The 23,928-nt window shown below is 68.2% G+C and carries 22 protein-coding genes; 10 read left to right on the forward strand and 12 right to left on the reverse strand.

Annotated elements, in window-relative coordinates:
• Position 1: 1 nt before the first annotated feature.
• Genes DEQ92_RS17440 through DEQ92_RS17455 form a run of 4 tightly spaced genes read left to right on the forward strand, consistent with a single transcriptional unit; the run spans position 2 to position 4,364 of the window.
• A complete protein-coding gene (locus DEQ92_RS17440; RefSeq protein ID WP_004978359.1) occupies positions 2–868 on the forward strand; it encodes a carbohydrate ABC transporter permease in 867 nt (288 codons plus the stop codon).
• Positions 868–2,019, forward strand: a complete 1,152-nt coding sequence (locus DEQ92_RS17445) for an ABC transporter ATP-binding protein (RefSeq protein WP_004978361.1) — start codon at positions 868–870, stop codon at positions 2,017–2,019. The genes DEQ92_RS17440 and DEQ92_RS17445 overlap by 1 nt, the downstream gene beginning before the upstream one ends.
• The gene (locus DEQ92_RS17450) at positions 2,016–3,275 is read left to right on the forward strand and encodes a CaiB/BaiF CoA-transferase family protein (RefSeq protein WP_004978363.1); all 1,260 of its coding nucleotides are present in this window, start codon (positions 2,016–2,018) and stop codon (positions 3,273–3,275) included. Before DEQ92_RS17445 ends, DEQ92_RS17450 begins: the two co-directional genes overlap by 4 nt.
• Positions 3,276–4,364 carry a LeuA family protein gene (locus DEQ92_RS17455; protein ID WP_004978366.1) on the forward strand — a complete coding sequence of 363 codons (1,089 nt, stop codon included), beginning with the start codon at positions 3,276–3,278 and terminating at the stop codon, positions 4,362–4,364.
• 62 nt (positions 4,365–4,426) lie between these two features.
• Here DEQ92_RS17455 and DEQ92_RS17460 read toward each other — a convergent pair whose 3' ends face one another.
• The 3 genes from DEQ92_RS17460 to DEQ92_RS17470 form a co-directional block, all read right to left on the reverse strand.
• A complete protein-coding gene (locus DEQ92_RS17460) occupies positions 4,427–5,146 on the reverse strand; it encodes a cob(I)yrinic acid a,c-diamide adenosyltransferase (protein WP_115805727.1) in 720 nt (239 codons plus the stop codon).
• Positions 5,147–5,311: 165 nt separating this feature from the next.
• A complete protein-coding gene (locus DEQ92_RS17465) occupies positions 5,312–6,640 on the reverse strand; it encodes a cobyrinic acid a,c-diamide synthase (RefSeq protein ID WP_115805726.1) in 1,329 nt (442 codons plus the stop codon).
• Between the two features lie 159 nt (positions 6,641–6,799).
• Positions 6,800–7,807: an AIR synthase family protein gene (locus DEQ92_RS17470; RefSeq protein WP_115805725.1), complete on the reverse strand. Its 1,008-nt coding sequence runs from the start codon at positions 7,805–7,807 to the stop codon at positions 6,800–6,802.
• A gap of 169 nt (positions 7,808–7,976) precedes the next feature.
• Here DEQ92_RS17470 and DEQ92_RS17475 point away from each other — a divergent pair, with 169 nt between their 5' ends.
• The 5 genes from DEQ92_RS17475 (at position 7,977) to DEQ92_RS17495 (ending at position 12,972) form a co-directional block, all read left to right on the forward strand.
• A complete protein-coding gene (locus DEQ92_RS17475) occupies positions 7,977–9,023 on the forward strand; it encodes an alanine--glyoxylate aminotransferase family protein (protein WP_115821175.1) in 1,047 nt (348 codons plus the stop codon).
• Between the two features lie 61 nt (positions 9,024–9,084).
• A complete protein-coding gene (locus DEQ92_RS17480) occupies positions 9,085–9,669 on the forward strand; it encodes a hypothetical protein (RefSeq protein WP_115805723.1) in 585 nt (194 codons plus the stop codon).
• Positions 9,670–9,731: 62 nt separating this feature from the next.
• Positions 9,732–10,193 (forward strand): hypothetical protein, encoded by a 462-nt coding sequence (locus DEQ92_RS17485; protein ID WP_233510449.1) that lies wholly within the window; start codon positions 9,732–9,734, stop codon positions 10,191–10,193.
• 127 nt (positions 10,194–10,320) lie between these two features.
• Positions 10,321–11,994: an FAD-dependent oxidoreductase gene (locus tag DEQ92_RS17490; RefSeq protein ID WP_115805722.1), complete on the forward strand. Its 1,674-nt coding sequence runs from the start codon at positions 10,321–10,323 to the stop codon at positions 11,992–11,994.
• A gap of 3 nt (positions 11,995–11,997) precedes the next feature.
• Positions 11,998–12,972 (forward strand): pyridoxamine 5'-phosphate oxidase family protein, encoded by a 975-nt coding sequence (locus tag DEQ92_RS17495; protein WP_233516888.1) that lies wholly within the window; start codon positions 11,998–12,000, stop codon positions 12,970–12,972.
• A gap of 73 nt (positions 12,973–13,045) precedes the next feature.
• Here DEQ92_RS17495 and DEQ92_RS17500 read toward each other — a convergent pair whose 3' ends face one another.
• The 9 genes from DEQ92_RS17500 to DEQ92_RS17540 form a co-directional block, all read right to left on the reverse strand.
• The gene (locus DEQ92_RS17500; protein ID WP_115821176.1) at positions 13,046–14,254 is read right to left on the reverse strand and encodes a cytochrome P450; all 1,209 of its coding nucleotides are present in this window, start codon (positions 14,252–14,254) and stop codon (positions 13,046–13,048) included.
• A 151-nt stretch (positions 14,255–14,405) separates the two neighbouring features.
• Positions 14,406–15,026, reverse strand: a complete 621-nt coding sequence (locus DEQ92_RS17505; protein ID WP_004978385.1) for a TetR/AcrR family transcriptional regulator — start codon at positions 15,024–15,026, stop codon at positions 14,406–14,408.
• Positions 15,027–15,110: 84 nt separating this feature from the next.
• On the reverse strand, positions 15,111–15,398 hold the full coding sequence (locus DEQ92_RS17510; protein ID WP_004978387.1) for a hypothetical protein: 288 nt from the start codon (positions 15,396–15,398) through the stop codon (positions 15,111–15,113).
• 4 nt (positions 15,399–15,402) lie between these two features.
• Positions 15,403–16,236, reverse strand: coding sequence for an SDR family NAD(P)-dependent oxidoreductase (locus tag DEQ92_RS17515; RefSeq protein ID WP_115805720.1), 834 nt, complete (start codon positions 16,234–16,236; stop codon positions 15,403–15,405).
• A 101-nt stretch (positions 16,237–16,337) separates the two neighbouring features.
• Positions 16,338–17,435 carry a phosphate uptake regulator PhoU gene (locus DEQ92_RS17520; RefSeq protein ID WP_115805719.1) on the reverse strand — a complete coding sequence of 366 codons (1,098 nt, stop codon included), beginning with the start codon at positions 17,433–17,435 and terminating at the stop codon, positions 16,338–16,340.
• A 170-nt stretch (positions 17,436–17,605) separates the two neighbouring features.
• Complete coding sequence (gene pstB / locus DEQ92_RS17525; RefSeq protein WP_004978394.1) at positions 17,606–18,556, reverse strand: phosphate ABC transporter ATP-binding protein PstB; 951 nt, start codon at positions 18,554–18,556, stop codon at positions 17,606–17,608.
• A gap of 2 nt (positions 18,557–18,558) precedes the next feature.
• Positions 18,559–20,181 carry a phosphate ABC transporter permease PstA gene (pstA, locus tag DEQ92_RS17530; RefSeq protein WP_115805718.1) on the reverse strand — a complete coding sequence of 541 codons (1,623 nt, stop codon included), beginning with the start codon at positions 20,179–20,181 and terminating at the stop codon, positions 18,559–18,561.
• Positions 20,181–21,314, reverse strand: coding sequence for a phosphate ABC transporter permease subunit PstC (gene pstC / locus DEQ92_RS17535; protein WP_004978398.1), 1,134 nt, complete (start codon positions 21,312–21,314; stop codon positions 20,181–20,183). Before pstC ends, pstA begins: the two co-directional genes overlap by 1 nt.
• A gap of 62 nt (positions 21,315–21,376) precedes the next feature.
• Entirely contained in the window at positions 21,377–22,567 is a 1,191-nt protein-coding gene (locus DEQ92_RS17540; protein WP_004978400.1) for a substrate-binding domain-containing protein, read from the reverse strand.
• Positions 22,568–22,752: 185 nt separating this feature from the next.
• Here DEQ92_RS17540 and DEQ92_RS17545 point away from each other — a divergent pair, with 185 nt between their 5' ends.
• Positions 22,753–23,736, forward strand: coding sequence for a halo transducer protein (locus DEQ92_RS17545; protein ID WP_115805717.1), 984 nt, complete (start codon positions 22,753–22,755; stop codon positions 23,734–23,736).
• Positions 23,737–23,928: the final 192 nt, after the last annotated feature.

The raw sequence follows: 23,928 nt of genomic DNA on the forward strand, positions 1-23,928 counted from the left end.
GATGGCGACGTCCGCCGGTCGCGGCCTCGTCTCCCACGACACCCAGAAACGCCTCCAGCGAATCGCCGTCTACCTGACGGCGCTTCTCATCTCGGTGTTCACCATCATCCCGGTGTACGTGATGGTGGTCATCGCCATCCAGTCGCCGGCGACGACGTTCGCCGGCGGGCGGGTGAACCTGCTGCCCACCGAGCCGTCGCTCCGGAACTTCCTCGTCCTCCTCGGGTCGACCGACACGGTTCGGTACTTCATCAACAGCCTCGTGGTCACTCTCGGGTCGACCGTCCTCTCGACGACCATCGCGGTCGCGGCGGGCTACGGCCTGACGCGCTTCGACTTCACCGGGAAGTCGCTGGCGGCGCGGGCGGTGCTGTTCTCGTACATGTTCAGCCCCATCGTCCTCGCCATCCCGCTGTACGTCGTCTTCTCGACGCTCGGCCTGCTCAACAGCCACTTCGCGCTCACCCTCGCGCTGACGGCCATCTCCGCGCCGTTCTGCATCTGGCTGATGTGGCAGTACTTCCAGACCGTCCCCATCGCGCTCGAAGAGTCCGCGTGGGTCCGGGGCGCGAGCCGCTGGCGCACCGTCAGAGACGTGGTCCTGCCGGTCGCCCGGCCCGGCTACATCTCCGCAGCCATCTTCGCGTTCGCCGTCGCGTGGAACGACTTCACCATGGCGCGCGTCGTGATGAGCCGCGACGAGATGTACACCATCACCGTCGGCGCGTCGCTGTTCTTGGACCGCGTCAGCATCGGCTGGGGCGAGACGATGGCCGTCTCGCTTCTCATCTCGATTCCGCCGTTCCTCATCGCACTGTTCCTGCAACGATACCTCCTCCAGGGCTTCAGCGTTGGAGGCCTCGAATAATGGCAACCAGCATCCACCTCGACACCGTCAGAAAGGAGTTTCGCACCCTCGGAAACACGCACGTCGCCGTCGACGACCTCAGCCTCGACATCCCCGAAGGCTCGTTTACGACCTTCGTCGGCCCCTCGGGCTGCGGGAAGACGACGACCCTGCGCATGTTGGCCGGGCTGGAGACGCCCACCTCGGGTACCGTCTCGTTCGGCGACGAGGACGTGACCGACCTCCCGCCGCAGGAGCGCAACGTCTCGATGGTGTTCCAGTCCATCGCGCTCTACCCGCACATGTCCGTCCGCGAGAACATCGGCTACGGCCTGAAGATTCACGGCGTCCCGAAGGCCGAGCGCGACGAGCGCATCGACGAGGCCGCCGAAGTCCTCCAAATCGAGGCGCAGTTGGAGAAGATGCCCGCCGAGCTCTCCGGCGGCCAACAACAGCGCGTCGCCCTCGGCGGCGCGTTCGTGCAGGACCCCGACGTGCTGCTGTTGGACGAGCCGATGTCCGACCTCGACGCGAAGCTCAAATCCGACCTCCGCGTCGAGATTCAGCGGCTCCACCAGGAGCTCGACACGACCGTCGTCTACGTCACCCACGACCAGACCGAGGCGATGACGATGAGCGACCAGGTGGTCCTCCTGCGCGACGGCGAACTCGCGCAGGTCGACCCGCCGAAACAGCTGTTCGACTACCCGAACTCGGAGTACGTCGCGCAGTTCATCGGCATGCCCTCGACCAACGTCGTCGACTGCGCGGTCGAGCACCGCGACGGCGAGACCGTGCTCGTCGGCCCCGGGCTCACGCTCTCGCTTCCGGCGGGCGTCGACGTGCCAACTGACGGCCGCGTCAGACTCGGCATCAGGCCGCAGTACCTCGACGTGGGCTCCGCCGGGGCGTGTCGGCTCTCGGTCGACGTGGAGGTCGTCGAGACGCTCGGGACCGAGTCCGTGGTCCACGGCCGCCTCGAAGACGGCACCCCCTTCGACGTGGTCAGCGACGCCGTCGACGACGCGGTCGCTGGCGACCGACTCGACGTGTCGTTCGACCTCGCCGACGCGTTCGTCTTCGGCGAGGACGGCGAGACGATACTCTTCGGGTCTGAACGCGCCAGCGAGCGCTCGTCGTCGCCCGCGGGGGCGGGGGGCGTCACTCCATGAGCGGCGACAGCGCCGAGCGCGCCGAGAGTAGCGAGGCCGCCGCGGACGCGACCGGCTCTGCGACCGCGTCGGCGACGCGCGGGCTCCCGCTCGACGGCGTGCGCGTGCTCGAACTCGGCCACATCATCGCCGGACCGTTCTGTTCGATGCTCCTCGCCGACCTCGGTGCGGACGTCATCAAGGTCGAACACCCGAAGGGCGGCGACCTCATCCGCGGGTCGTCGCCGGTCGGTAACAGCTCGTTCAACTACGTCAACCGGGACAAGCGGAGCCTCACGCTCGACCTCAAGTCCGACGCGGCGCTCGACGCGTTCTTCGACCTGCTCGACGAGACCGACGTCGTCGTCGAGAACTACGCGCCGGGAACCGCCGAACGGCTCGGCATCGGCTACGAGCAGTTGAAAGAGACGCATCCGGGCCTCGTCTACTGCTCCATCAAGGGGTTCAACCCCGGTCCCTACGAGTCGTACCCCGCGCTCGACCCCATCGCCGAGGCGCTGTCGGGGCTGATGAGCGTCACCGGTCACGAGGGAATGCCCCCGGTCCGGTCGGGCACGAGCATCGCCGACATGGCCGCGTCGTTCTACGGCGCGATAGCGGTCCTCGGGGCGCTCTACCGCCGCGACCGGACCGGCGAGGGGTCGAAGGTGACCGCGCCGCTGTTCGAGTCCACCGTCTCGATGATGGGCTACTGGCTCGCGTACACCGAGGCCTACGACGACGTGCCGGGACCGATGGGCGCGTCGCACCCCAACTGGGCACCCTACGACGTGTTCGAGACGGCCGACGACGAGTGGGTGTTCATCGGTCCTTCGGGCGAGCGCCAGTGGACGGCGCTCTGCGAGGCGCTCGGCCTCGACCTCCACGAGGACGACCGGTTCGACACGCTCCCCGGCCGCCGGGAGAACCTCGACGAACTCATGGACCTGCTCCGCGCCGAGTGCGAGACCCACGACGCGGCCGACCTCGTCGCCGGACTGCGCGAGGTCGGCGTCCCCGTCGCCAAGGTGAACTCGATGGACGAGGTCGCCGAGGACCCGCACCTGCGGGCGACCGACTTCTTCACCGAGGTCGAGACCGCCGAGGGAACGTCGCGGTCGGTCAGCGTCCCGCGGTTCCCCGTCGTCGCCAGCGGCTTCGACCGCCCCGACTCGACCGACCCGCCGAAGCTCGGCGAGCACACCGAGGCCATCCTCTCGTCGCTCGGCTACGACGCCGCCGACATCGACGCGCTCCGGCGCGCGGGAGGGGTCTGAATGGCCGCCGCGGAGCCGGTCCTCCTCGACGTGACCTGCCGCGAGGGCGAACAGCGACCCGGCGCGTCCTACACGACGGGACAGAAAGTCGCGGCCGTGCGCGCCCTCGACGACCTCGGCGTCGACTACGTGCAGGTCGGGTTCCCGATTGCGGGCGAACAGACCGGCGAGGTCTGCGACGCCGTCGACGTCGAGACGAAACTGACGGGCATCGCCCGGGCCGTCCCGAAGGACGTCGAGGCCGCGGTCGACGCCGGCGTCGACGTCATCGACGTGTTCGCGCCGACCAGCGAGCGACAGCGGACCGAACTCCTCGGGAAAGACGAGGACGAACTGCGCTCGCTCGTCGGCGAGACGGTCGACGCCGCGACCGAGACCGGGCTGGAGGTCCACTTCACCGCGATGGACGGCTTCCGGACAGACCCCGCGTTCCTCGACGACCTGTTCGACTCGATAGACGCGACGTACCTCACTATCGCGGACACCGTGGGCTCGAAGACGCCGTTCGAAGTCTCGTCGTTCCTCCACGACCTCGACACCGACCCGACCCGCCTCGGCGTCCACTTCCACGACGACCTCGGCGTCGCGACGGCCAACGCGCTCACCGCGGTCGCCCACGACGTGCAGAAAGTGGACGTGTCGGTCGGCGGTATCGGCGAGCGCGCCGGCAACGTCCCCGTCGAGGAGTTCGTCGTCGCGGCCGAGACGAGCCGCGCCGTGAACCGCCCGGCGCTCGACCCCTCGACGCTCATCCCCCGGGCGAACGACGTGCTGACGGCGCTCGGCGAGTCGGTGCCGGCGGAGAAATCGGTGCTCGGGTCGGACGTGTTCTCTCACGAGTCCGGGCTCCACACCGCGGCGATGCTCGACGACCCGGCGACGTTCGAGCCGTTCGACCCGGCCGCGTTCGGCGGGTCGCGGACGCTCTACTTCGGCCCGCAGAGCGGGACCGGCGCGGCCCGGCGGCTCTTGGAGCGGGTCGGCGACGACCCCGACGAGACGAAGGTCGCGGCGCTCGTCGAGACGCTCCGGTCGCTCGACGAACCGGTGCCGACCGACGAGGCGCTGGATATCGCCCGACGGCTCTGAATCGGCGCTGTCTCACCGCTCAGTCGGCGCTCAGTCGGCACTGAGCCGGCACCGACTCGGCGTCAGTACTCGGTCCCTTTTCTCGCGCGCTGGCCGGCGTCGATGGGGTGTTTCTCCTTTCGAACGTTGGTCACGAGGTCCGCGGCGTCGTAGACGTAGGTCGGCTCCTCGTGGCTCCCGGTCAACACGAGTTCGAGATGCTCGGGCTTTCGCTCCACGAGGTCGAGCACGTCTCCCTCGTCGAGCAGTCCCATCGCGACGGCGTAGAGGAGTTCGTCGATGATGAGGAGGTGGACGCCGTCCTCCGGCGGGCCGTCGAGGGCGAGCGGTTCGGTGAGGTCGGCGTCGGCCGCGGCGTCGACGAGTTCGCGCGCCCGGTCGAGACCGGCGGCGACCTGCGCCTCGTGGTCGGCGTCGTCGCTGCCGTCGGCCATGCCGGCCCAGCCGTAGTGGCCGAGGTTCTCGAAGGAGAAGCCGGGCATCGCCGCGATGGCGTTGTACTCGCCGCGGACGGCCTCGACGGAGTCCGCGCCGCCCTTCAGGAACTGGAGCATGTGGACGCGGTAGCCGTGGCCGGCGGCGCGAAAGCCCATGCCCATCGCGGCCGTGGTCTTGCCCTTGCCGTCGCCCCACCACACCTGCACGAGGCCGAAGTCGTCGGGCGCGGCGGGTTCGATGGCGGCCGCTTCGGGGCGGACGCCGCGGCCGGGGGTGTTCGCCCGAACCGAGTCGGGGGTGGTCTCGTCGTCTGTCTCGGGATTTCCGTCGGGTGCGTCGGTCATCGTTGAGTGTGAATCGGTGTCGCGTCGGGGTCGGGTCGGTGCGGACCGGACAGGTCCGTCCCGCCCCGCGTGGGTCGGTCGTCGGTCGGTGCTTGTCGCGGCTTCGTATATAGGGGTTCGCCGCCCTCGCTCCCGCGCTCGCACGCTCTCGCGCTCTCGCCGCGGTCAGTCCGTCAGCCGCGAGACGAAGCGGTCGAACGCCCCGCTCTCGGGGTGGACGTGGGCGTAGGTGCCGAGGGTTCGGTACTCGGTGAGTCCCTCGCGGCCGTCGATGCCGGTGCCGCGCTCCACGTCGAAGGCGAACCGGGCGTCGGTCGCGGGGTCGGCCGACGAGTAGTGGAACTCGTGGCCGCGGAGCATCTCGCCCGCGTCGGCGGTCAGCGTCCCGTCGGTCGCCCGGAGCTCCACGTGGTCGAGCGCCTGATAGCGCTCTTGCATCGTCACGTCGGCGGGGAGGATACCGGCCATCTCGTGGGTGTCGCCGTCGGTCGTCGTCAGCGACTCGGTGAGCGCCATCAGGCCGCCGCACTCGCCGAACACCGGGAGGCCGTCGGCGGCCCGGTCGGCGAGCGCCGGGAGCGTCGGCGACGACGCGAGTTCCGCGGCGAACCGCTCGGGGTAGCCGCCGGGGAGATAGACGCCGTCGCAGTCGGGGAGGCTGTCGCCGGCGACCGGCGAGAAGTACGAGACGGTGCCGAGGGATTCCAGTCTGTCGAGGGTCGAGGGGTAGACGAAACAGAACGCCTCGTCGCGGGCGACGGCGACCGTCGGACCGTCCGAATCCGTAGCTTGGGACGACTCGGCTCGAATGCCCGATTCGAACTCCTCGGTGTTCCACTCCGACTCTCGCGCCACCTCGGCGAGCGCGTCGGCGCGAATCCCGTCGGCCGCGGCGTCGAGCGCCTCGTCGGACAGCGGAGCCTCGTCGCCGAGGTGGAGTCCGAGGTGGCGCTCCGGGATTTCGAGGTCGTCGCTCGGCGGGATTCGGCCGAGGTACGGCAGTTCCTCGGGGAGCGCGTCGCGGATACCCTCGGCGTGTCGGCCGCCGTGAGCGCGAGAGGCGATGACGCCGGCCACGTCGGCGTCGATTCCCATCCGGTCCGCGTAGGTCCGGAAGCCGTAGGCCGTCGCCGCGACGCTCTGCATCCCGGCTCTCGCGTCCGCGACGAGGACCACGGGGAGGTCGAGGAGGGCGGCGACCCGAGCCGTCGAGGTGTCGCCGTCGTAGAGGCCCATCATGCCTTCGACGACGCAGATGTCGCCCTCGCCGCGGGCGTAGGTCCGGCGCATGCCGTCTTCGCCTTCGAGCCACGGGTCGAGCGTCCGCGACGGTTTCCCGGTGACGGCGGCGTGGTGCGAGGGGTCGATGAAGTCGGGACCGGCCTTGGCCGGTTGGACCGCGTAGCCCTCGCGTTCGAGCGCGCGGCACACCGCGAGCGTCGTGACCGTCTTCCCGACGCCGGAGGCCGTGCCGGCGACGACGACGCCTCTCATCTGGTCACCGCGGTCCGGGTCGCTGGCGGCGCTTCCGGCGGGTCGCTCGCGAGTCGAGACGGACGTTCGGCAGTCATATCAACAAGTGGAATTTCAGTAGTCAAAGTTGTGTTGGGTCGGGTCGCCCGGGACGGCGTCGGTCGGCGACCCGCGTTCGGCTCAGTCCCAGAGTTCGTACATGTCGTCTTCGACGCCGTCGGCGTAGTGGGTCCCGTCGTAGACGACGCCCGCGTCCGAATCAACGTCGGTGTCCGCGGCCGCGCTCGTGTCGTCGCTCGCCGCCTCGACGGTTCCGACGACCGTCGCCTCGATTCGCTCGTCGTCGAGCGCGGCAAGAGCCGTGTCGGCCTCGTCGCCGGGGACCGCCGCGAGGAGCGCGCCGGAGCCGAGAATCCGCATCGGGTCGACGCCCATCGCGTCGCAGAGCGCCCGGGTCTCGGGGCGGACGGGCACGTCGTCGCCGTCGACTTCGATTCGGACGCCGGAAGCGCAGGCGAGTTCGACCAGTCCGTTGAGGACGCCGCCCTCGGTCGGGTCGTGCATCGCGGTCGCGGCGGACGCGAGCACGGCGGATTCGGGGAGGACGCTGATGTCGTCGAAGAAGCCCGCGGCGCGCTCGACCGTCTCGGCGTCGACGCCGGCGGTATCGAGGTCGGCGCGGAAGTCGGTGGCGAGGACGGCGGTGCCTTCGATGCCGGCACCCTTGGTGAGAATCACCGCGTCGCCGGGCTCCGCGCCGCCGGTCGGGACGTAGCGGTCGGTCGGTCCCATGCAGGTGAGCGAGAGGAGCGGGCGGGAGAGGCCGGCGACCGTCTCGGTGTGGCCGCCGACGATACTGATGCCGAGTCGGTTGGCCTCCGCGTCGAGTTGGGCGGTGATGTCGTCGAGCAGGTCCACGTCGGGTTCGGGGAGGAGGACGGTGCTCACGAGCCACTCGGGGGCGCCCCCGCAGGCGGCCACGTCGTTGCTGGCGATAGCGACGCCGAGGGTGCCGATGCGCTCGGCGGCGAGCGAGATGGGGTCGGTGCTGACGACCATCGTCCCCTCGCCGGTGGCGACGGCGGCGGCGTCCTCGCCGTAGCCGGCCCCGACGAGCAGGTCGTCGTTGGGGGCCCCCGTCCGCGAGAAGACGTAGCGGTCGAGGTCCGCAGGTGAGAGTTTGCCCATACACGTGGGTGACGGCGAGGGCGCTTTTGTGCCTTCCCGTCCGCCGCCGACGCTGACGGTCGCGCTCGCCGGCCGCGTCCGCCGCCCGCCACCCCCGCCGAGCAGGCCGTGGTCGGGCACCCGCCGCGGATGCCGTACTGCTAAGACGCTCTGTTCGTAACGGGAATCCATGCTGATGACACCCGGTCCCACGGCCGTCCCGCCGCGGGTCCGCGACCGACTGAGCGAGCCGATGCCGAACCCCGATATCGAGCAGTCCTTCTTCGACACCTACGACGGCGTCTGCGAGAAACTCCGGCGCGTCTACGACACCGACGACGACGTGGTCGTCATGGGCGGCGAGGGTATCCTCGGTCTCGAAGCCGCCATCGCCTCCACGGTCGCCCCCGGCGACGACGTGCTCTGCGTCTCGAACGGCCTCTACGGCGACGGCTTCGCCGACTTCGTCGAGAGCTACGGCGGCGAGCCGACCGTCGTCGGTGCCGACTACACCGACCCGCTCGACGTGGCGGGCGTCGAAGCCGCGCTCGACGAGGGCGAGTTCGAGGTCGCCACCATGGTCCACTGCGAGACGCCGACGGGGACGCTCAACGACATCGCGCCGGTCCTCGAACGCCTCCACGACCACGGCGTGTTGACCGTCGTCGACGCCGTCTCCTCGCTCGGCGGGACGCCCGTCCCGAGCGAGCACATCGACATCAACCTCGGCGCGTCGCAGAAGGCGTTCAGCTCGCCGCCGGGTCTCACCACGGCCGCCGTCAGCGACCGCGCGTGGGAGGTCATCGAGGAGCGCGACCCCGACTCCCTCTACACGAACCTCCTCCCGTGGCGCGACACGAGCGAGGGCTTCCCGTACACCCACCTCGGCGCGAACGTCGCCGCCCTCGACGAGTCGCTGTCGATGCTTCTCGAAGAAGGGCTCGACGCCGTCTACGAGCGCCACGAGGAGGCCGCCGCGCACTGCCGCGAGCGCGGGGCCGACCTCGGACTCGACCTCTACACCGACGCCGAGCGGAGCGCTCCGACGGTGACGGCGTTCCACCTCCCCGGCGAGGCGAAGCGCGTCCGGAACGAACTCGAGGCCGAACACGACATCGTCCTCGCGACCGGCCTCGCCGACCTCGCCGACGACATCCTCCGCGTCGGCCACATGGGTTACAACGCCGACGCGGAGAAGGTCGACCGCGTGATGGACGCGCTCGCGACCGTCGTCTGAGGACGCGGGTCGGCCGTCGGCCGGCTGTCAACGCTTTTACCCGAAGCCGACGACAGTCTCGGTGAGAACAACCGTGACCGAGACGAGTGATTCAGCGGGACGGCGGCGACCAGACGACGGAATCAGGGCCGCCATCGTCGCCGTGTTCCTGACGGGGCTCCGCCGCCGCAACCCGGCCGCGATGGTGAACGCCGTGTTCGCCCTCGCGGGCACGTTCCTCCCCGTCGCCGTCGAGCGACTGGCCGGCGTCGAGTTCCGTCCGTGGCAGCGCCTCTACGTCGAGTCGGCGATGCTGACCCACTCGGTCGGGATGCTCGGCCCCTACGACGACGTGTGGTGGTGGGACCACCTCACCCACGCCCACTCGGCGACGATTCTCGGCGGGGTCGTCCACGTCCTCTCGCGCCGCCGCGGCCGCGACCCGTCCACTCGCGTCCTCGCGGTCGTGGTCTGCGCCGGCGTGCTCTGGGAACTCGCCGAGTACGCCATCCACCGCGGGGCCGACGCGCTCGGTATCGACCCCGTGCTCGTCTCCTACGGCCGGGTCGACACCGCGCTCGACCTCGTCTTTAACCTCGTCGGCGCGGCGCTCGTCGTCCTGCTCGGCGACCGCGTCCTGACGAACCTCGTTCCCGAAGACGCGTGAGGCCCGGTCGGAACGCGCCGGGCACCGGAACGGTGATGTGACTCCGTCGGAGTTACAGCGTCGTGAACCGGCGGTCGCTACTCGCAGCGCTCGGGCTCGGTTCGGTCGCCGCGCTGAGCGGCTGTCTCAACGTCGAAGGAGTCAACGGGGGCGTGCTCACGGTGATGCACATCTCGTCACCGGAGGCCGCGGCGGTCGTTCCCGCCTCGGACGACCGACTCGACGGAGCGGAGTTGATACAGCGGGCGCTCGACCGAGTGACCCGACGAGACCCCTACAGCGTGATGGATTTCAGACTGGCCAGAGACGAGTACGCGACTGTCACGACCGCACTGGAGGACCTCCCGTACTACGACCGTTCGGAGCACGATGCGTCGATTCCGTCGGGGTACTACGTGAGCCACGGCGAGCTCGTCTATCGACTTGCGAACATACCCCTCTGTTCTGATACTCCGCTCGTCTCCGCTGACAACGCTCGGAATCGGTGTTGGACGTCGGTTCCCGAGGACACCACCACGTTGTAGCGACGCTCTCGTCGCCTCCGTCCACTCGTTCTCTGCTACGGGACGGGGTCGCTCGGTTCTCGCCGGCTGAGACGGCAGATGCTTCGATATTGCAAATAATTATTCCGTCTCGCGCCACGAGTAGCGTATGTCAGCAGGCAGTTTTCGAGTCGCCGTTCTCGGGGGAGGGGTCGGCGGGCTGAGCGCGGCGCACGAACTCGGAGAACGCGGCTTCGACGTGACCGTGTACGAGGCCAAATCGCGACTGGGCGGGAAAGCTCGGAGCTTCTCGGTCCCCTCCGGTGACGACGGTCACTCGCTGCCGGCAGAACACGGATTTCGGTTCTTCCCGGGGTTTTATCGGAATCTCCGAGACACGCTCGGCCGAATCCCGCGGCCGTCCGGGGGCACGGTCGCGGACAACCTCGTCGAGACGGACGAAACGCTCATCGCGACGACGACGGGCGAAGAGATGCGGTCCGAGACGCGGACGCCGAACACGATTGCGGAGTGGGTCGCCGCGCTCAAACCGACGATCGGGGGCGGCGAAATCACCCCCGCCGAGACGAACTACTTCTTACGACGCCTGCTGGTGCTGCTGACGAGCTGTCGAGCGCGCCGCGAGCAGGAACTCGACCGCGTGTCGTGGTGGGAGTTCGTCGACGCGGAGGCGCAGTCACCGGCCTACCGCAAGCACCTCGCCGAGAGCACGCAGGCGCTCGTCGCGCTGAAGCCCCAGCGGGGGAGCGCCCGTACCATCGGACAGATCTACGCGCAGTTGATGCTCGACCAGATTGACCCCAACCGACCGACCGAGGCGGTGCTCAACGGCCCGACGAGCGAGGTCTGGATTACGCCGTGGGAGTCCTATCTGGAATCGCTGGGCGTGTCCGTCCGAACGGAGTCGCCGGTCGCGAAAATCGACTCCGACGGCCGTCGCGTCACCGGCGTCGAACTCGCCGGCGGGGAGCGAGTGACCGCGGACTACTACGTGGCGGCGCTTCCGGTCGAGGTAATGGCGTCGTTGGTGACGCCGGAACTCCGGCTGGCGGCCCCGTCGCTCGGAGCCATCGGGCGACTCGACACCGCTTGGATGAACGGGATTCAGTTCTACCTCACCGAGGACCTGCCGCTCGCGCGCGGCCATCAGGCGTACACAGACTCCCCGTGGGCGCTGACCGCGATTTCGCAGCGCCAGTTCTGGGACGACGGCCCGTTCGACATCGAGACGTGTGCCGACGGCTCGATTCGAGGGGTCCTCTCCGCGATTATCTCGGACTGGGAGACCCCCGGGCCGGTGTACGACAAGCCGGCCCGCGAGTGTAGCCGCGAGGAGATCAAAACCGAGGTCTGGCACCAACTGACGGCTCACCTCAACCGGGATGCGGAGCGGCTCTCGACCGAGTACCTGTACGACTGGGTGCTCGACCCCGCAATCGTCGAGACCGGTGACGGCATGGAGAACCACGAACCGCTGTTGATCAACACGGTCGGCTCGCTCCGAGACCGACCCCCCGCGGTGACCGACGCACCGAACCTCGTGTTGGCGGCCGACTACGTCCGCACGGACACTGACTTGGCGACGATGGAGAGCGCGAACGAGGCGGCCCGCCGAGCCGTCGGTGGCATCGTCGAGCGCACGGGGGCCGGAGCGCCGCCCCCGACTGTCTGGGGGCTGTCTGAGCCGCAACTGTTCGACCCGCCGAAGCGGCAGGACGAGGTCGCGTTTCGGCTGGGACTCCCACACCCCGGCGAGGCCGAGCGCGGACTGCGGTCGACGTTCCGGGGACTGCGCACGAGCGGCTGGGGATTAGATGACTGACCGTTGGCGACGACGCTGGGCACCTGCCGCTACTCCGGAAGCGGCCGGTCGATTGCCGCGCCCCCGGAGTCGTCCGTGACGGCGTCCACCGGGACCGACCGGATTCGAGACGCCGTGTACGACTCGCTGACGGCCGAGTTCGCGACGGCCCGCGACGACCGCCCGGCGGTGGTGCCGGTCACGCCCTTTTTCGACCGCGAACGGGAGGTCGTCGTGGTAACGGCCGCGCCGGCGTTCGCGGGGAAGGCCGAGCGAGCGGCGGCCAACCCGCGGGTGTCGCTCCTGCTCCACGAAGGCGAGGGTCGATTGCACCTCACTGGACGCGCGACGGTTCGAGACGACGACCTGGAAGCGAACACCGCCGTCGTCGAGCGGCTCATCCGCGACGAGCCGCCGTCGCCGAAACGGAAGGCGATGGTCGAGGCGGCAGACTTCCTCGGAACGCGGCTCGGGCTGCTCCTTCTGGACTGGTACGGGCTTCGGATTCTCATCGAGATTCGGCCGACTGCGGTCGATTCCCGCCCGTCCGACGGCACGACGACGGTCCCGACGTGGAGCGCGGCCGGCGTCGACGGCGGAGAGGCGGAGACCTACGACCGGGTGGTCGCGACCGTCACCGACGACGCGGGGTATCCCCGAAGTTGGCCGGTTTCGCCCGCGACCGTCCGCGACGGTCGGCTCCGGCTGACGCCGCCGGACGACGTGACGCCGGTCGACGGCCAGCCCGCGTGCGTCCTCGTCCACTGGCACGACGCGGACCTCGCGAAGCTCGAACAGCGACTCATCCGCGGTCGGTGTCGGAAGGACGCGCGCGGACTCGTGTTCGACCCCGCGAGTTCGTTCCACCTGCGGAACCGAACGCCGCGGGACCGGCTTCGGTTCATCGTCGACGGTAAGCGTCGGACGCGGGCCTACTTCGACGACCGCGGACGGACGTACAGACCGGTTCCTCGCCTTCGGACGCTCCTCGAATGGTGAGGTGCGCGTCGTTTGTATCCTCGACGAGAGCGAGCGATTCCCCTGCGCGAACGCGCGTCTCGACGCCCGCGCGTTAGTTCACGCGACATGGGAGCGACTGAAGCCCGTAGTGTCCGTTGAGCGGGTGGAGGTCCGACAGGTCGGCTTCCAGACTGTCGAAACGCGCGAGGAGTCGGTCGAGTGCGATGTCCGCTTCGAGGCGCGCGAGCGGTGCGCCCAGACAGTAGTGGACGCCTTTCCCGAACGCGAGGTGTTGGTTCGGTCTGCGCTCCGGGCGGAACGTCTCGGGGTCGTCGAAGACCGCCGGGTCGCGATTCGCGGCACCCACCCAGACGTTCACGACTTCGCCCGCCGAGATGTGCTTTCCGCCCACTTCGACGTCTTCGCTTGCGATGCGCTGAATCTCCTGTATCGGGGAGCGATAGCGGAGGACCTCTTCGATGGCTTTCTTGCGGCTGACCTCGCCGGAGCGGACGGCCTCCGTGAGGCCCTGTTCCTCGAAACACCAGATGGCGTTCGTGAGGAGGTTCGTCGTCGTGATGTTCCCCGCGAGGAGGAGAATCATACAGAACCCGATTTTCTCCTGCTGGCTCAGTTCGTCCGTCGTCGCCGCCAGCGTGATGAGGTCGTCTCCGTCGCCTCCCTGTCGTTCCGTGAGGAGTCTGGCGAAGTACTGGCCCATCTCCTTTTGCGCCGCCCCCCGCTTTCGCTTCATCCGCTGAACCGCTTCGTCACTGGGGTCCTCGGGGCGAGCGATGAGCGCCTCGGACCACTCCTTGAACTGGTCGCGACGTTCGGCGGGGATGCCCAGTAGCTCCGCGATGACCATCACCGGGAGCGGGACGGCGAACGATTCGACAAAGTCGAATTGGTCCCGAGTTTCGAGTCCGTCCACTAACTCGTCGGTGAGTTCTTCGAGTCGAGGCCGATACTCGCGCAGCGCGCCGGGTTGGAAGCGCTCGTTGACGAATCCCCGCAGGCGCTCGTGCTCCGGCGGGTCCGTGCTAATCATCGTTTTGAGAACGGACATCTCGCCCCCAGCGTCGTCCCCTAGGCTGGCGCTACTGCCGGAGCGGTCCGCCGAGAACGTCTCGTGGTCGCGGAGGACGCGGTCGACGTCCTCGTAGCGGAAGACGTCCCACGTTTCGCGCTGTTCGTCGTACTGGACTGGGGCATCACGCCGCATCTCGGCGTACCACTCGAACGGTGCGAGGTGGGCGTCGCGACTTCGGAGCGCGGCCGGTAACTGGCGAGCACTGTCGACTGAATCAGTTGACTGCACGCGTTAATTGACCAATTAATCAGTTATAGGCTTGTTGGCTTCTGCTCTCGAGAGAGAGAGTGACGGCACACAGCGTTTGGAGGCGGCGCTACGGGGTGGGAGAGGCGGAAAGGCCGGTTACCGGCGGGGTACCGGCGGCACCGAACCGGTGTCAGCTGTCGGCGGAGATGTCGGCGATAATTCCGTCGATGAGGGCCCGTGCCTGTTCGTCGGCGTCGGCCCAGTTCGTCGTCGACCGGGTGTGCAGTCCCTGCTTGAGCAGAAAGAGGACGTGGGTGGCGGTCAGTTCCGGGTCGACGGGGCGGAACTGCCCGTTCTCGATGCCGGCTTCGATAACGTGCGTGAGCGCGTCCCGCATCCGCCCGTCGACTCGCGTCGTCTCTTCGCGGAACGCGTCGTCCCACGTCGCGTGTGCCCACAACTCGACGAACACTCGCGCGGTGGCCGTCTCGATATCGGCCGGCGGGGAGTGCATGGCCGCTTCGAGCTGCGCGGTAGACGGGTGGAGGACCTGTTCGACGAACGTCCGAAGCTCTGCCCCCGCGTCGGTCACCGGTCGCTCCAACCGTTGTCCGACGAATATCCCGACGAAGTCGTCGAGCATCGAGAGCAACAGTTCGTCTTTGCTGTCGAAGTAGTGGTAGATAATCGACGGGTTCTGTCCGAGTTCCTCACCGATGTCCTTGATCGTGAGGTCCGCGTATCCGTGCTCGGAGAGCGCGCGGAACGCGGCTTCCCTGATTCGCTGTTTCGTCCCGGGATTGTCACTCATCGCGTCTGTGGTTCGAGTTCGTCCACGGCCCGTATTCAGTATTCTCATCGACGCAGTCGCAACCGGCGTCCCGCCGTTTGGGTCTCATTCGTCCTCGCTCCAGTACGAGGCAAGCGAGACGGCGAACAGGACACCCGTCCCGAACGCGGTGGCGAGCGTCCCTCGGGTGACCGCGTCTCGGTTTCGCCACCCGAGTCCGACGGCAATCGCGGCGTTCGCACTCCCCCAAACGACGTTCGCGACGGCGCTCGAATCCTCTCCGGCCGGGGTCTGGTGTCGTTGCCCGGTGATGCCTTTGACCAGGTGCGGGACCGCGTTCGTCCCGAACAGCCCGAGGAGGGCGAACGCGACGTACTCTCGGCTCGTCGCCATCGGCTCAGTCGGCCGCCTGCCCGCCATCGACGGGCAACGTGTGTCCGGTGATGAACGAGGCGTCGGACGAACAGAGGAACGCAACTGCCCCGGCCATCTCCTCGGGTTCGGCGACGCGACCCATCGGAACGTCCCGCATGGCGGACGTGTCGAATTCGGCCCGCATCGTCGAAATCGCCATCTTGAGCATCTGAACCACCCTGTCGACCTTACTCAGGAACGGTATCGAGGACAGGAATCCGTCGTCGAACATGCTGGACGAGATGTTCGTCTTCGTCGGGCCGGGCGCGATGGCGTTGACGCGGACGCCCTGTTCGGCGTACTCGAGCGCGACCGACTTCGTCAGGCCGACGACGCCGTGTTTGCTCGCCGAGTAGCTCGACAGCCCGCCCATCCCGACCAGACCCGCCTCCGACGCCGTGTTGACGATGACGCCGCCGTGCCGTTTCAGCACGGGGAGTTCGGCCTTCATGCACGTCCAGACGCCCTTCAGGTTGATGTCGATGAGCCGCTGCCACTGCTCGTCGCTGATGCTCGTCGTCTCCGCGAACCCGGTGAGGATGCCGGCGTTGTTGAACGCGATGTCGAGGCTCCCGTACTTGTCGACCGCGACTTTGACCATTCGCCGGACCGACTCCGCGTCGGTGACGTCGACGGCGACGAACGTCGCTTCGTTCCCGGCGGCCTCGATGCGGGCGACCGTCTCCCGGCCCGTCTCCTCGACGACGTCGGCGACCACGACGTTCACGCCCTCCGCGGCGAACCGCTCCGCCGTCGCGCGCCCGATTCCCGAACCGCCACCCGTTACGACTGCCGTCTTTCCGGTTAGTCCCTTCATGGTCGATGTCTCGTTTAATTAATCGGTCAATTAATAAGCTTTCCCGGATGGCGACCCCGGCGATAACCGCGGGCTCCGACAGACGCGGGACACCGACCGCGTCAGGCGCTCTGGGAGTGTCCTGCGGACTCGGTCCCGTCCTCGCGGGTCGGGCGCTCGTCCATGTTTCGGGTTCGGACCGCCGTCCTGAGCCCGACCTCGGCGACGTTACCGGCGTGTTCGGCAGTTCGTTCGAGCGCGTGGAGCGCGTGCGCGAACCGGTAGTTCGCGTCAGCGTCGACCTCCTCGAACAGCCGTCGCTCCGCGTCGGCGACGCCCTCGCAGACCCGGTCGCGCGCCGCCAGCGCCTCCCGCGCCGCGTCGGGGTCGTCGCCTTCGAGGGCGACCTGCACCGCTGATTCGAGCGACGCCGGGACCAACTCGGCGAGTTCGGACACCTCGTCGGCGACTGCGGGAGGAAGCGGGTCGGGAACCGCCGACGCGACGGCGGCGATTCGCTCGGCCTGGTCGGCGACGCGCTCTAACTCGCGGGCCGCGGTGTGGAGTCGGAACAGCTCCGGGCGCGTCTCTCCGAGGGCGTCCACCTCGTCGAGGCGGTCGAGCCCGCGGGTGAAGTGCCGGTCGACCATGGCGAACAGGCGGTCGGCGCGGTCGTCGCGCTCCGCGAAGCCGTCGAGGGGGGCGGCACCGGTGAGCGCGGCGGTCGCGTCGCGGTGCATCGAAACGGCGACGAACTGGAGCTGTCGGACCGACTGGCGGATAGAGACCTCGTTCGCGTCGAGGACGTTCCGCACCGTGACGGCGGTGTCCGACTCCTCCGTGATGGTCACGCCGACGAGGTTCCGTGCGACCCGCCTGACGGCCTGTCGCTGTTCGGCGTCGAACGTCCCGTCGGCCTCGATGACGACCTGTTTCGACCCGGCGGCGTAGGCCGCCCGGAGCGTCTGTTCGAGGAAGTCGCCGCCTGCGGGGTCGACTCCGCCGTCCGCGCCGTCCGCGTCGCTCCCACCGACAGTCACCGTGAACTGCATCGACGAATCGTCCTCGCACTCGGGAGCCTGCACGACTAACATCCCGTCGAGGTGCGTGTGGAGGTTGACGACGGTTCCGGCGGTGATGCCCTCACCGTCCGCCCACTCTCGGGGGAGCGAGACGGTGAACGTCCCGTTGCTGACCTGCTGAATCTTGCGTGTCTCCATTGTGTTGGCTGTCTGAGTTCGTGTTGTCTGAATGCCAGTTCCGCGGTGACGCCGACCCCGCCTCGACGGGTAGCTCGACTGGCGAGAAGCGAGCGTTGCCGGCCGCGGGGACGGGCGGGCGGGTCGGCGGTCTGTCCGGGTCGAGACGGCGGGTGTGAGTCTGGCGTCGACTACCCGAACTTCCCGCTGATGTAGTCCTCGACGCGCTGGCTCTGGGGGTCTTCGAACACCTGGTCGGTGTCGCCGTACTCGACGAGTTCGCCGCCGGTGAGGAACACCGCCGTCTGGTCCGAGATGCGCGCCGCCTGCTGCATGTTGTGGGTGACGATGACGACCGTGTACTCCTCGGCGAGGTCGTGGACGAGGTCCTCGATTTTCGAGGTCGCGATGGGGTCGAGCGCCGAGGCGGGCTCGTCCATGAGCAGCACTTCGGGGTCGGTCGCCAGCGCGCGGGCGATGCAGAGCCGCTGTTGCTGGCCGCCGGAGAGGCCGAGCGCGTTGTCGTCGAGGCGGTCGTTCACCTCGTCCCACAGCGCCGCCTGTCGGAGGGAGCGCTCGACGAGTTCGTCGACCGCGTCGTCGTCGCTCCGGCCGAGTAAGTTGGCGAGCAGGCCGGTGTCGAGGTCGCCGTGCTTCCGCGGGCCGTAGGAGATGTTGTCCGCGATGCTCTTCGGGAACGGGTTCGGCGACTGGAACACCATCCCGACGCGCTTGCGGAGTTCGACGAGGTTGACGCCGTCCTGGTAGATTTCCTCTCCTTCGAGTCGGACCGAGCCGTCGATGCTCGCGGCCTTGATACGGTCGTTCATCCGGTTGAGACACCGGAGGAACGTCGACTTCCCGCAGCCGGAGGGGCCGATGAGCGCCGTGACGCTGTTTTCGGGAATCTCCATCGAGACGCTCTTCAGCGCGTGGTCGTCGCCGTAGTACACGTCGAGGTCGGAGACCGAGAGCTTCGCCTCGCCCTCGAACTCGTGTTCGACCCACTCCTCGCGGGTCCGCTCGCGCGTCTCGCCGCTCGTGACTTCGAGCGGCTGGTCGGTGCCGGGGCTCGCGCCGCCGGCGAGTTCGCTGTCCGTCGTCGCCTGTGCGTCGTCCGTCGTCTGTCTGGTTTCACTCATGGTTAGTCGTGCTGAAGTTTACTCCGGAAGTAGTACCGCGTCGCGATGCCGACCGCGTAGAAGCCCAAGACGACCACGAGCAGGATGAGCGCCGTCGCCCACCGGAACTCGTCGATGGCGCTGATGTTCGACGACTCCCCGACGCCCGCGGTGATAAGCGAGTAGAGCTGATACGGGAGCGCCGAGGTCGCCTGCATCAGTTCGGGGTTGGTGACGAACGGCGGCGCAGACTGGAGCTGGAAGCCGCCGAGCACGTCGACCGTCTGGCTGCCCGGCGGGGCGACGCTCCCCGACATGGTCAGGAGAATCGGCGCGGTCTCACCGGCGATGCGGCCGACCCCGAGGATGATACCCGTGACGATGCCCGGAAGCGCCGCCGGGAGGACGATGCTCCGAACGGTCTGCCACTTCGTGACACCGAGGGCCGCGCTCGCGTCGCGGTACTCGTCGGGGACCGCCAGCATCGACTCCCGACTCGTGATGACGACGAGCGGGAGGAGCATGAAGCCGAGCGTGAGCATCCCCGCCAGCAGCGACTTCCGGTTGCCGAGCCGCGGGACGAGGAACGCCAGTCCGAACAGCCCGAAGACGATGCTGGGCGTGCTCCACAGGCCGTTGGTTGCGATTTCGACGACCTGCGTGAAGCGCCCGCGGTCCGCGTACTCGGTGATGAAGACCGCCGCGCCGATACCGAGCGGAACGGCGAACAGCACCGCGCCGACGACGAGCCAAATCGTGCCCACGATGGCCGGGAGGACGCCGTTCACGTCGTTGAGGAGCGCGACGCCGTTCATCACGAACGGCCACGAGACGGGAAGCGAGAACGTCACGCCGACCAGCGTCACTTCGGGGCCCGCACCCGCGCCGAGCGCGAGGCCCTTGAACAGCCCCGGCAGGCCCTTCAGGACCGTGAACGCGACGAGAAGGAACAGCAGCGCGATGATGGAGATGGCGTTCAGGTAGACGAGGACGTACGCGCCGATGTGGCGGCCGCGCGCGCCGAACCCGCCGTAGGCCTTCGCGGCGGCCCAGCCGACGAGCAGGGAACAGAACGCCGTCAGGACCGGAATCGTGAACTCGGCGTTGAACGACGCCTGCTGTTCCCACCCGAGGTCCCAGACCCACGACGGCCCGATGACGCCGGTGAGGAAGACGACGCCGGCGAAGACGGCCAGCGCGCCGGCGGGGAGCGTCGAGCCGATGTCCTCGCGGGGGACCGCGCTCACCGCGAACGCGGCCCCGCCGGTGACGAGCGACGCGACGACCCACCCGGCCGTCCCGAGCCCGAGCGTCTGCGAGGCGACCAGCCCGCCGACGACGAACCAGATGAGGCCGAACGTCCCGGAGGCGAGAAGCCCGGCGGTCGGTCTGGGGTCGGTGGCGACGTAGCCGAGGCGGGAGCCGACGCCGAAGGTGACGACGGCGAAGCCGAGAACGACCAACAGTCCGCCGAGGAGCGCGACCATCGGCACGCCCGCCACGGGGTCGGTGATGGTCACGAGTTCGAACACCGACGCGAGCGAGAGGGCGAACAGCACCGCCGCCAGTCCCACCGCGCCGGCGGCGACCGCTTCTGTCTCGGAGGTGTCCTCGCTGACGAGCGCGGTGTCGGTCGCACTCGCCATTATTCGGCACCTCCGAGCTTCCGGCGCATGCGCGCCTCGATGTACTGCGAGCCGATGCTGAGGAACAGCACCGTGACGAACAGGATGACGCCCGCGACGAACAGCGCCGAGAGCTGGAGGCCGTCGGCGTCGCCGTAGTTCGCCGCGATGAGCGACGTGAGCGTGTCGTTACCGTAGAAGACGTTGTACAGCGGCTTCGTGAGCCCCGGACTGCCGCGGAGCATCACGGTCGCCGCCATCGTCTCGCCGATGGCGCGGCCCACGCCGAGGAGGACCGCGGCCGAGACGCCCGAGAACGCCGCCGGCAACGTGATGGAGGTCATCGTCTGCCAGTCGGTCGTGCCGAGAGCGAGCGATCCGCTTTTCATCGACTCGGGGACGCTGTTGAGCGCGTCTTCGGCGACCGAGACGACCGTCGGGAGCGCCATCAGGCCGACGACGATGCCGACGAACAGGTACGTTCCCTGCCCGAGGATGTCGAACTGGTCGGCCGCCCACGGGCTGAGGATGGTAAAGCCGATGAAACCGTAGACGATGGATGGGATGCCCGCCAGAATCTCGACACCCGGTTTGACGAGTTCGCGGACGGTCCGCGGGGCGATTTCGCTGAGGAAGAGCGCCGCGGCCACGCCCAGCGGGGCGGCGACCGCCGTCGCGATGATGGTGACGAGCACCGTCCCGTGAATCATCGGGACGAGCGAGTACTGAATCGGCGGCGTCACCGGACTCCAGCGCGTCTCGATGAAGAGTCGCAGGCCCGGAATCGGCACGCCGAAGACGTTCACGGTCGCGTACTGCACGGTCGGCCACGCCTCCGCGAAGATGAAGACGAGGATGAGCCCGAGGACGAGGATGGTCGAGACCGTCGTCGTCAGCGTGAGCACGCGCGCTGTCAATTCTTGGTGTCTGAGCCAGCCGTAGCCCGTCGCGACGAGGAACACCGCGAACGGGATAGCTGTCAGCGAGGAGACGGCCAGAAAGCCCGCGAACGCCGCGAGGAGCGACACCGCCGCGACCGTGACCGTGACGAGCGCGTCCGGTGGCGTCTCGTCGACGAAGTCGCGACCGCGCCGGAGCCCTCGCCGAGCCGTCGCTCGGAGGCCGGCACCGTCGGAGTCTGGAAGTACGTTCATGATTGGAGCGTCGATGAATGGAAAGAACGAGGTTCAGGAACCGCTACCGCGTCCGAGTCGCGTTACGCTTGGCTCGGAAGCTTGTCCTTCTCGGACTGAAGGTCCTTGTCGGGAAGTGGGATGTAGTTGTTGTCCTCGACGAACAGCTTCTGACCGAACGTGGTCAGGAACATGTTCATGAACGCGGCTTCGCGCATGTCCGTCCCGCTCGGGGTGTCCTCCGTGATGGTCGTGTACTGGTGGAGGTCGCGGTTGAGCGGGTAGTCGCTGTCGAAGATGGTGTGCTCCGCGCTCTTGTCCGGCGCGTAGAGCGTGCCCTCGAATTCGATGCCGATGGGCTGGACCTGCGGGCCGGTGAACGCGAGTGCCATGTACGCGATGGCACCGTCGTTCTGCTGGACGACGGTCGCGACCTGCTGGTTCTGGCCCTTCCGGGTGTCGACGCCTTCCATCGAGGCGTCGGCGCTGCCGAGCATGTTGAGGCGGAACGAGGTGTCCGTCCCGGAGCCTTCCGCGCGGCCGACCACGTAGATTTCCTGGTCGTGACCGCCGACTTCGCTCCAGTTGGTAATTTCGTCCTGGTAGATCTTGCGAACTTCTTCGCCGGTGAGTTCCGTCACGCCTGCGTCGGAGACGTCCTTCGAGACGACGACGGGCTGGCCGTCGCGGCCGAGGACGTGGTCCACGTAGTTCGCGTCGCGCTCTTCTTCGCTGATGCCGAGTTCCGCCGTGATGGGACCCGACGAGTTACCGATGTCGACGAGGCCGTCGCGGACGGACTTACAGCCCGTTCCGGAGTGGCTCAGGCCGATGCTGGTGGCGAACGGCGGGTTCGCCTGCGTGTCGGTCGGCTCGAAGCCGTAGAGGCTCGCGAAGTAGTCGGCGAGGCGGAGGTCCGTCTCAATCTCGTCCCACCCGGGGACGGACGCCTCGTCGGTCGAACCCCAGTACTCGCCGTCGCTCGGCGGCGCGTTGGAGTTCCAGTAGGAGCTTCCCTTGTTCGCGATGGGATACACCGTCGAGGAGCCCTCGGCGGTGAGCATCTGCGGCGCGCTCGATTCGGTCGTCTCCTCGGGGGTCGAGGTCGTGGTCTCCGGAGCGTCCGTCTCTTCTTCTTCGGTCGCCGGCGCGTCGGTCTCGGGGTTCGACTGCCCCGAACAACCGGCGAGCCCCGCGACGCCCGCCGCGCTCGATGCGACGAGGAACTGCCGACGTGATACGCTGCCTGCCAACTTCTTGGAATCTTGCGCCATCACGTGGTCAGACCCGGTTTTAAATAAAATGCGTTTATAATACCACTTTAGTTCTATCAGAGTTTAACGTAACACTAAGAGTCGAAATAGTCCGATATTAGCGCACACATCGGTACCGAGACCTATATACTCGAACGTAATCGAGACGACAGAAAATATAACGGGTCCCGAGATACGTACGCACGATGGCCCAGCAGGACGGAACCACCGGCTCAGAACGTATCGTCGGTCTGTCGAAACCCGCGGCGGTCGAGCGCGTCGTGGACGCCGACGAGTCCCGAGACCCCGACACCGTTCGCGCGGTGCTCGACCACGTGACCGAAGACGGCATCGTGACGGCCGACGGCGTCGACTCGGCGGTCACGGACACGTCGATGATTCTCTCGACCGCGGAGACCCGCGTCGAACTCGCGTCCATCGACCTCGACGACGCCCGCGAGGCCGCCGGCGACGACGCGGCCGTCGGTGCCGTTCGCTCCCGTCTCGACGTGTTCGAGGCGAAGGTCTCGAACGCGACCGAGCGGGTCGAATCGCTCGGCGAGAGTGTACAGGGGCTCTCCGGGTGGCGCGGCGACCCCCGGTCCGTCTACGACACCGTGCTCGGGCTCCGGGAGGTCGCGTCAGAAGCGCAGGCGCTCACCACGCACGCGGACAACGTACAACTCGACATCGAGGAGTTCGAGCGGTGGCTGTCGACCCACGACGTTCGCGTGCGCGGGCTCGACGGCGACGTGGCGGCGCTCGAACAGTCGCTCGACGGGCTCGCCGACCGAGTGGCGTTCGTCGCCGACGGGAAGGACGCCGACACGCCCGAAGCGGGAGGCGATGACCGCGCGACCGAATGGTACAACGCCGCGCTCCGCGCCCGCGTTTCGGACCTGCTGGTCGAGGACGTGCGAGCCGAACTCGCCGACCTGCGGGAACTGGCTCCCGAGTCGGCCGGGGAGGACGACGGTCTCGGCGACGCCGCCGTCGACCTCGACGAACTCGACGCCCGCGTGGAACGGCTCCGCGGGCGACTCGGCGACCTCGCCCGGCCGTCGTGGACCGACGAGTACGGGGCGCGAATCGAGTCGTTCGAGGCGACGCTGGCCGCGTTCGAACCGCCGGTGTCGTGGGGCGCGGTGCAGGCCGAACTCGACGACGCTCGGGTCGGCGACGACGGGTGAGTTGAGGTCCCCCACTCACTCCAAGAGGAGAACAGAAGGAAGTTGTTCGGGGTTCTCTAATCGTAATAGCGAGTAGACGACGCCGGAGAGACCGTGGAAGAACATCGGGTTCGGAAAGGTCGCCGTGTGTCCAGTCATCGAAAACTCGCCGTGGGCGTCTCTCCGAGTGAGACACCGGCGGGCCAGTCCGAT

Source organism: Haloferax sp. Atlit-6N, from assembly GCF_003383195.1.
Taxonomy (GTDB): Archaea; Halobacteriota; Halobacteria; order Halobacteriales; family Haloferacaceae; genus Haloferax; species Haloferax gibbonsii.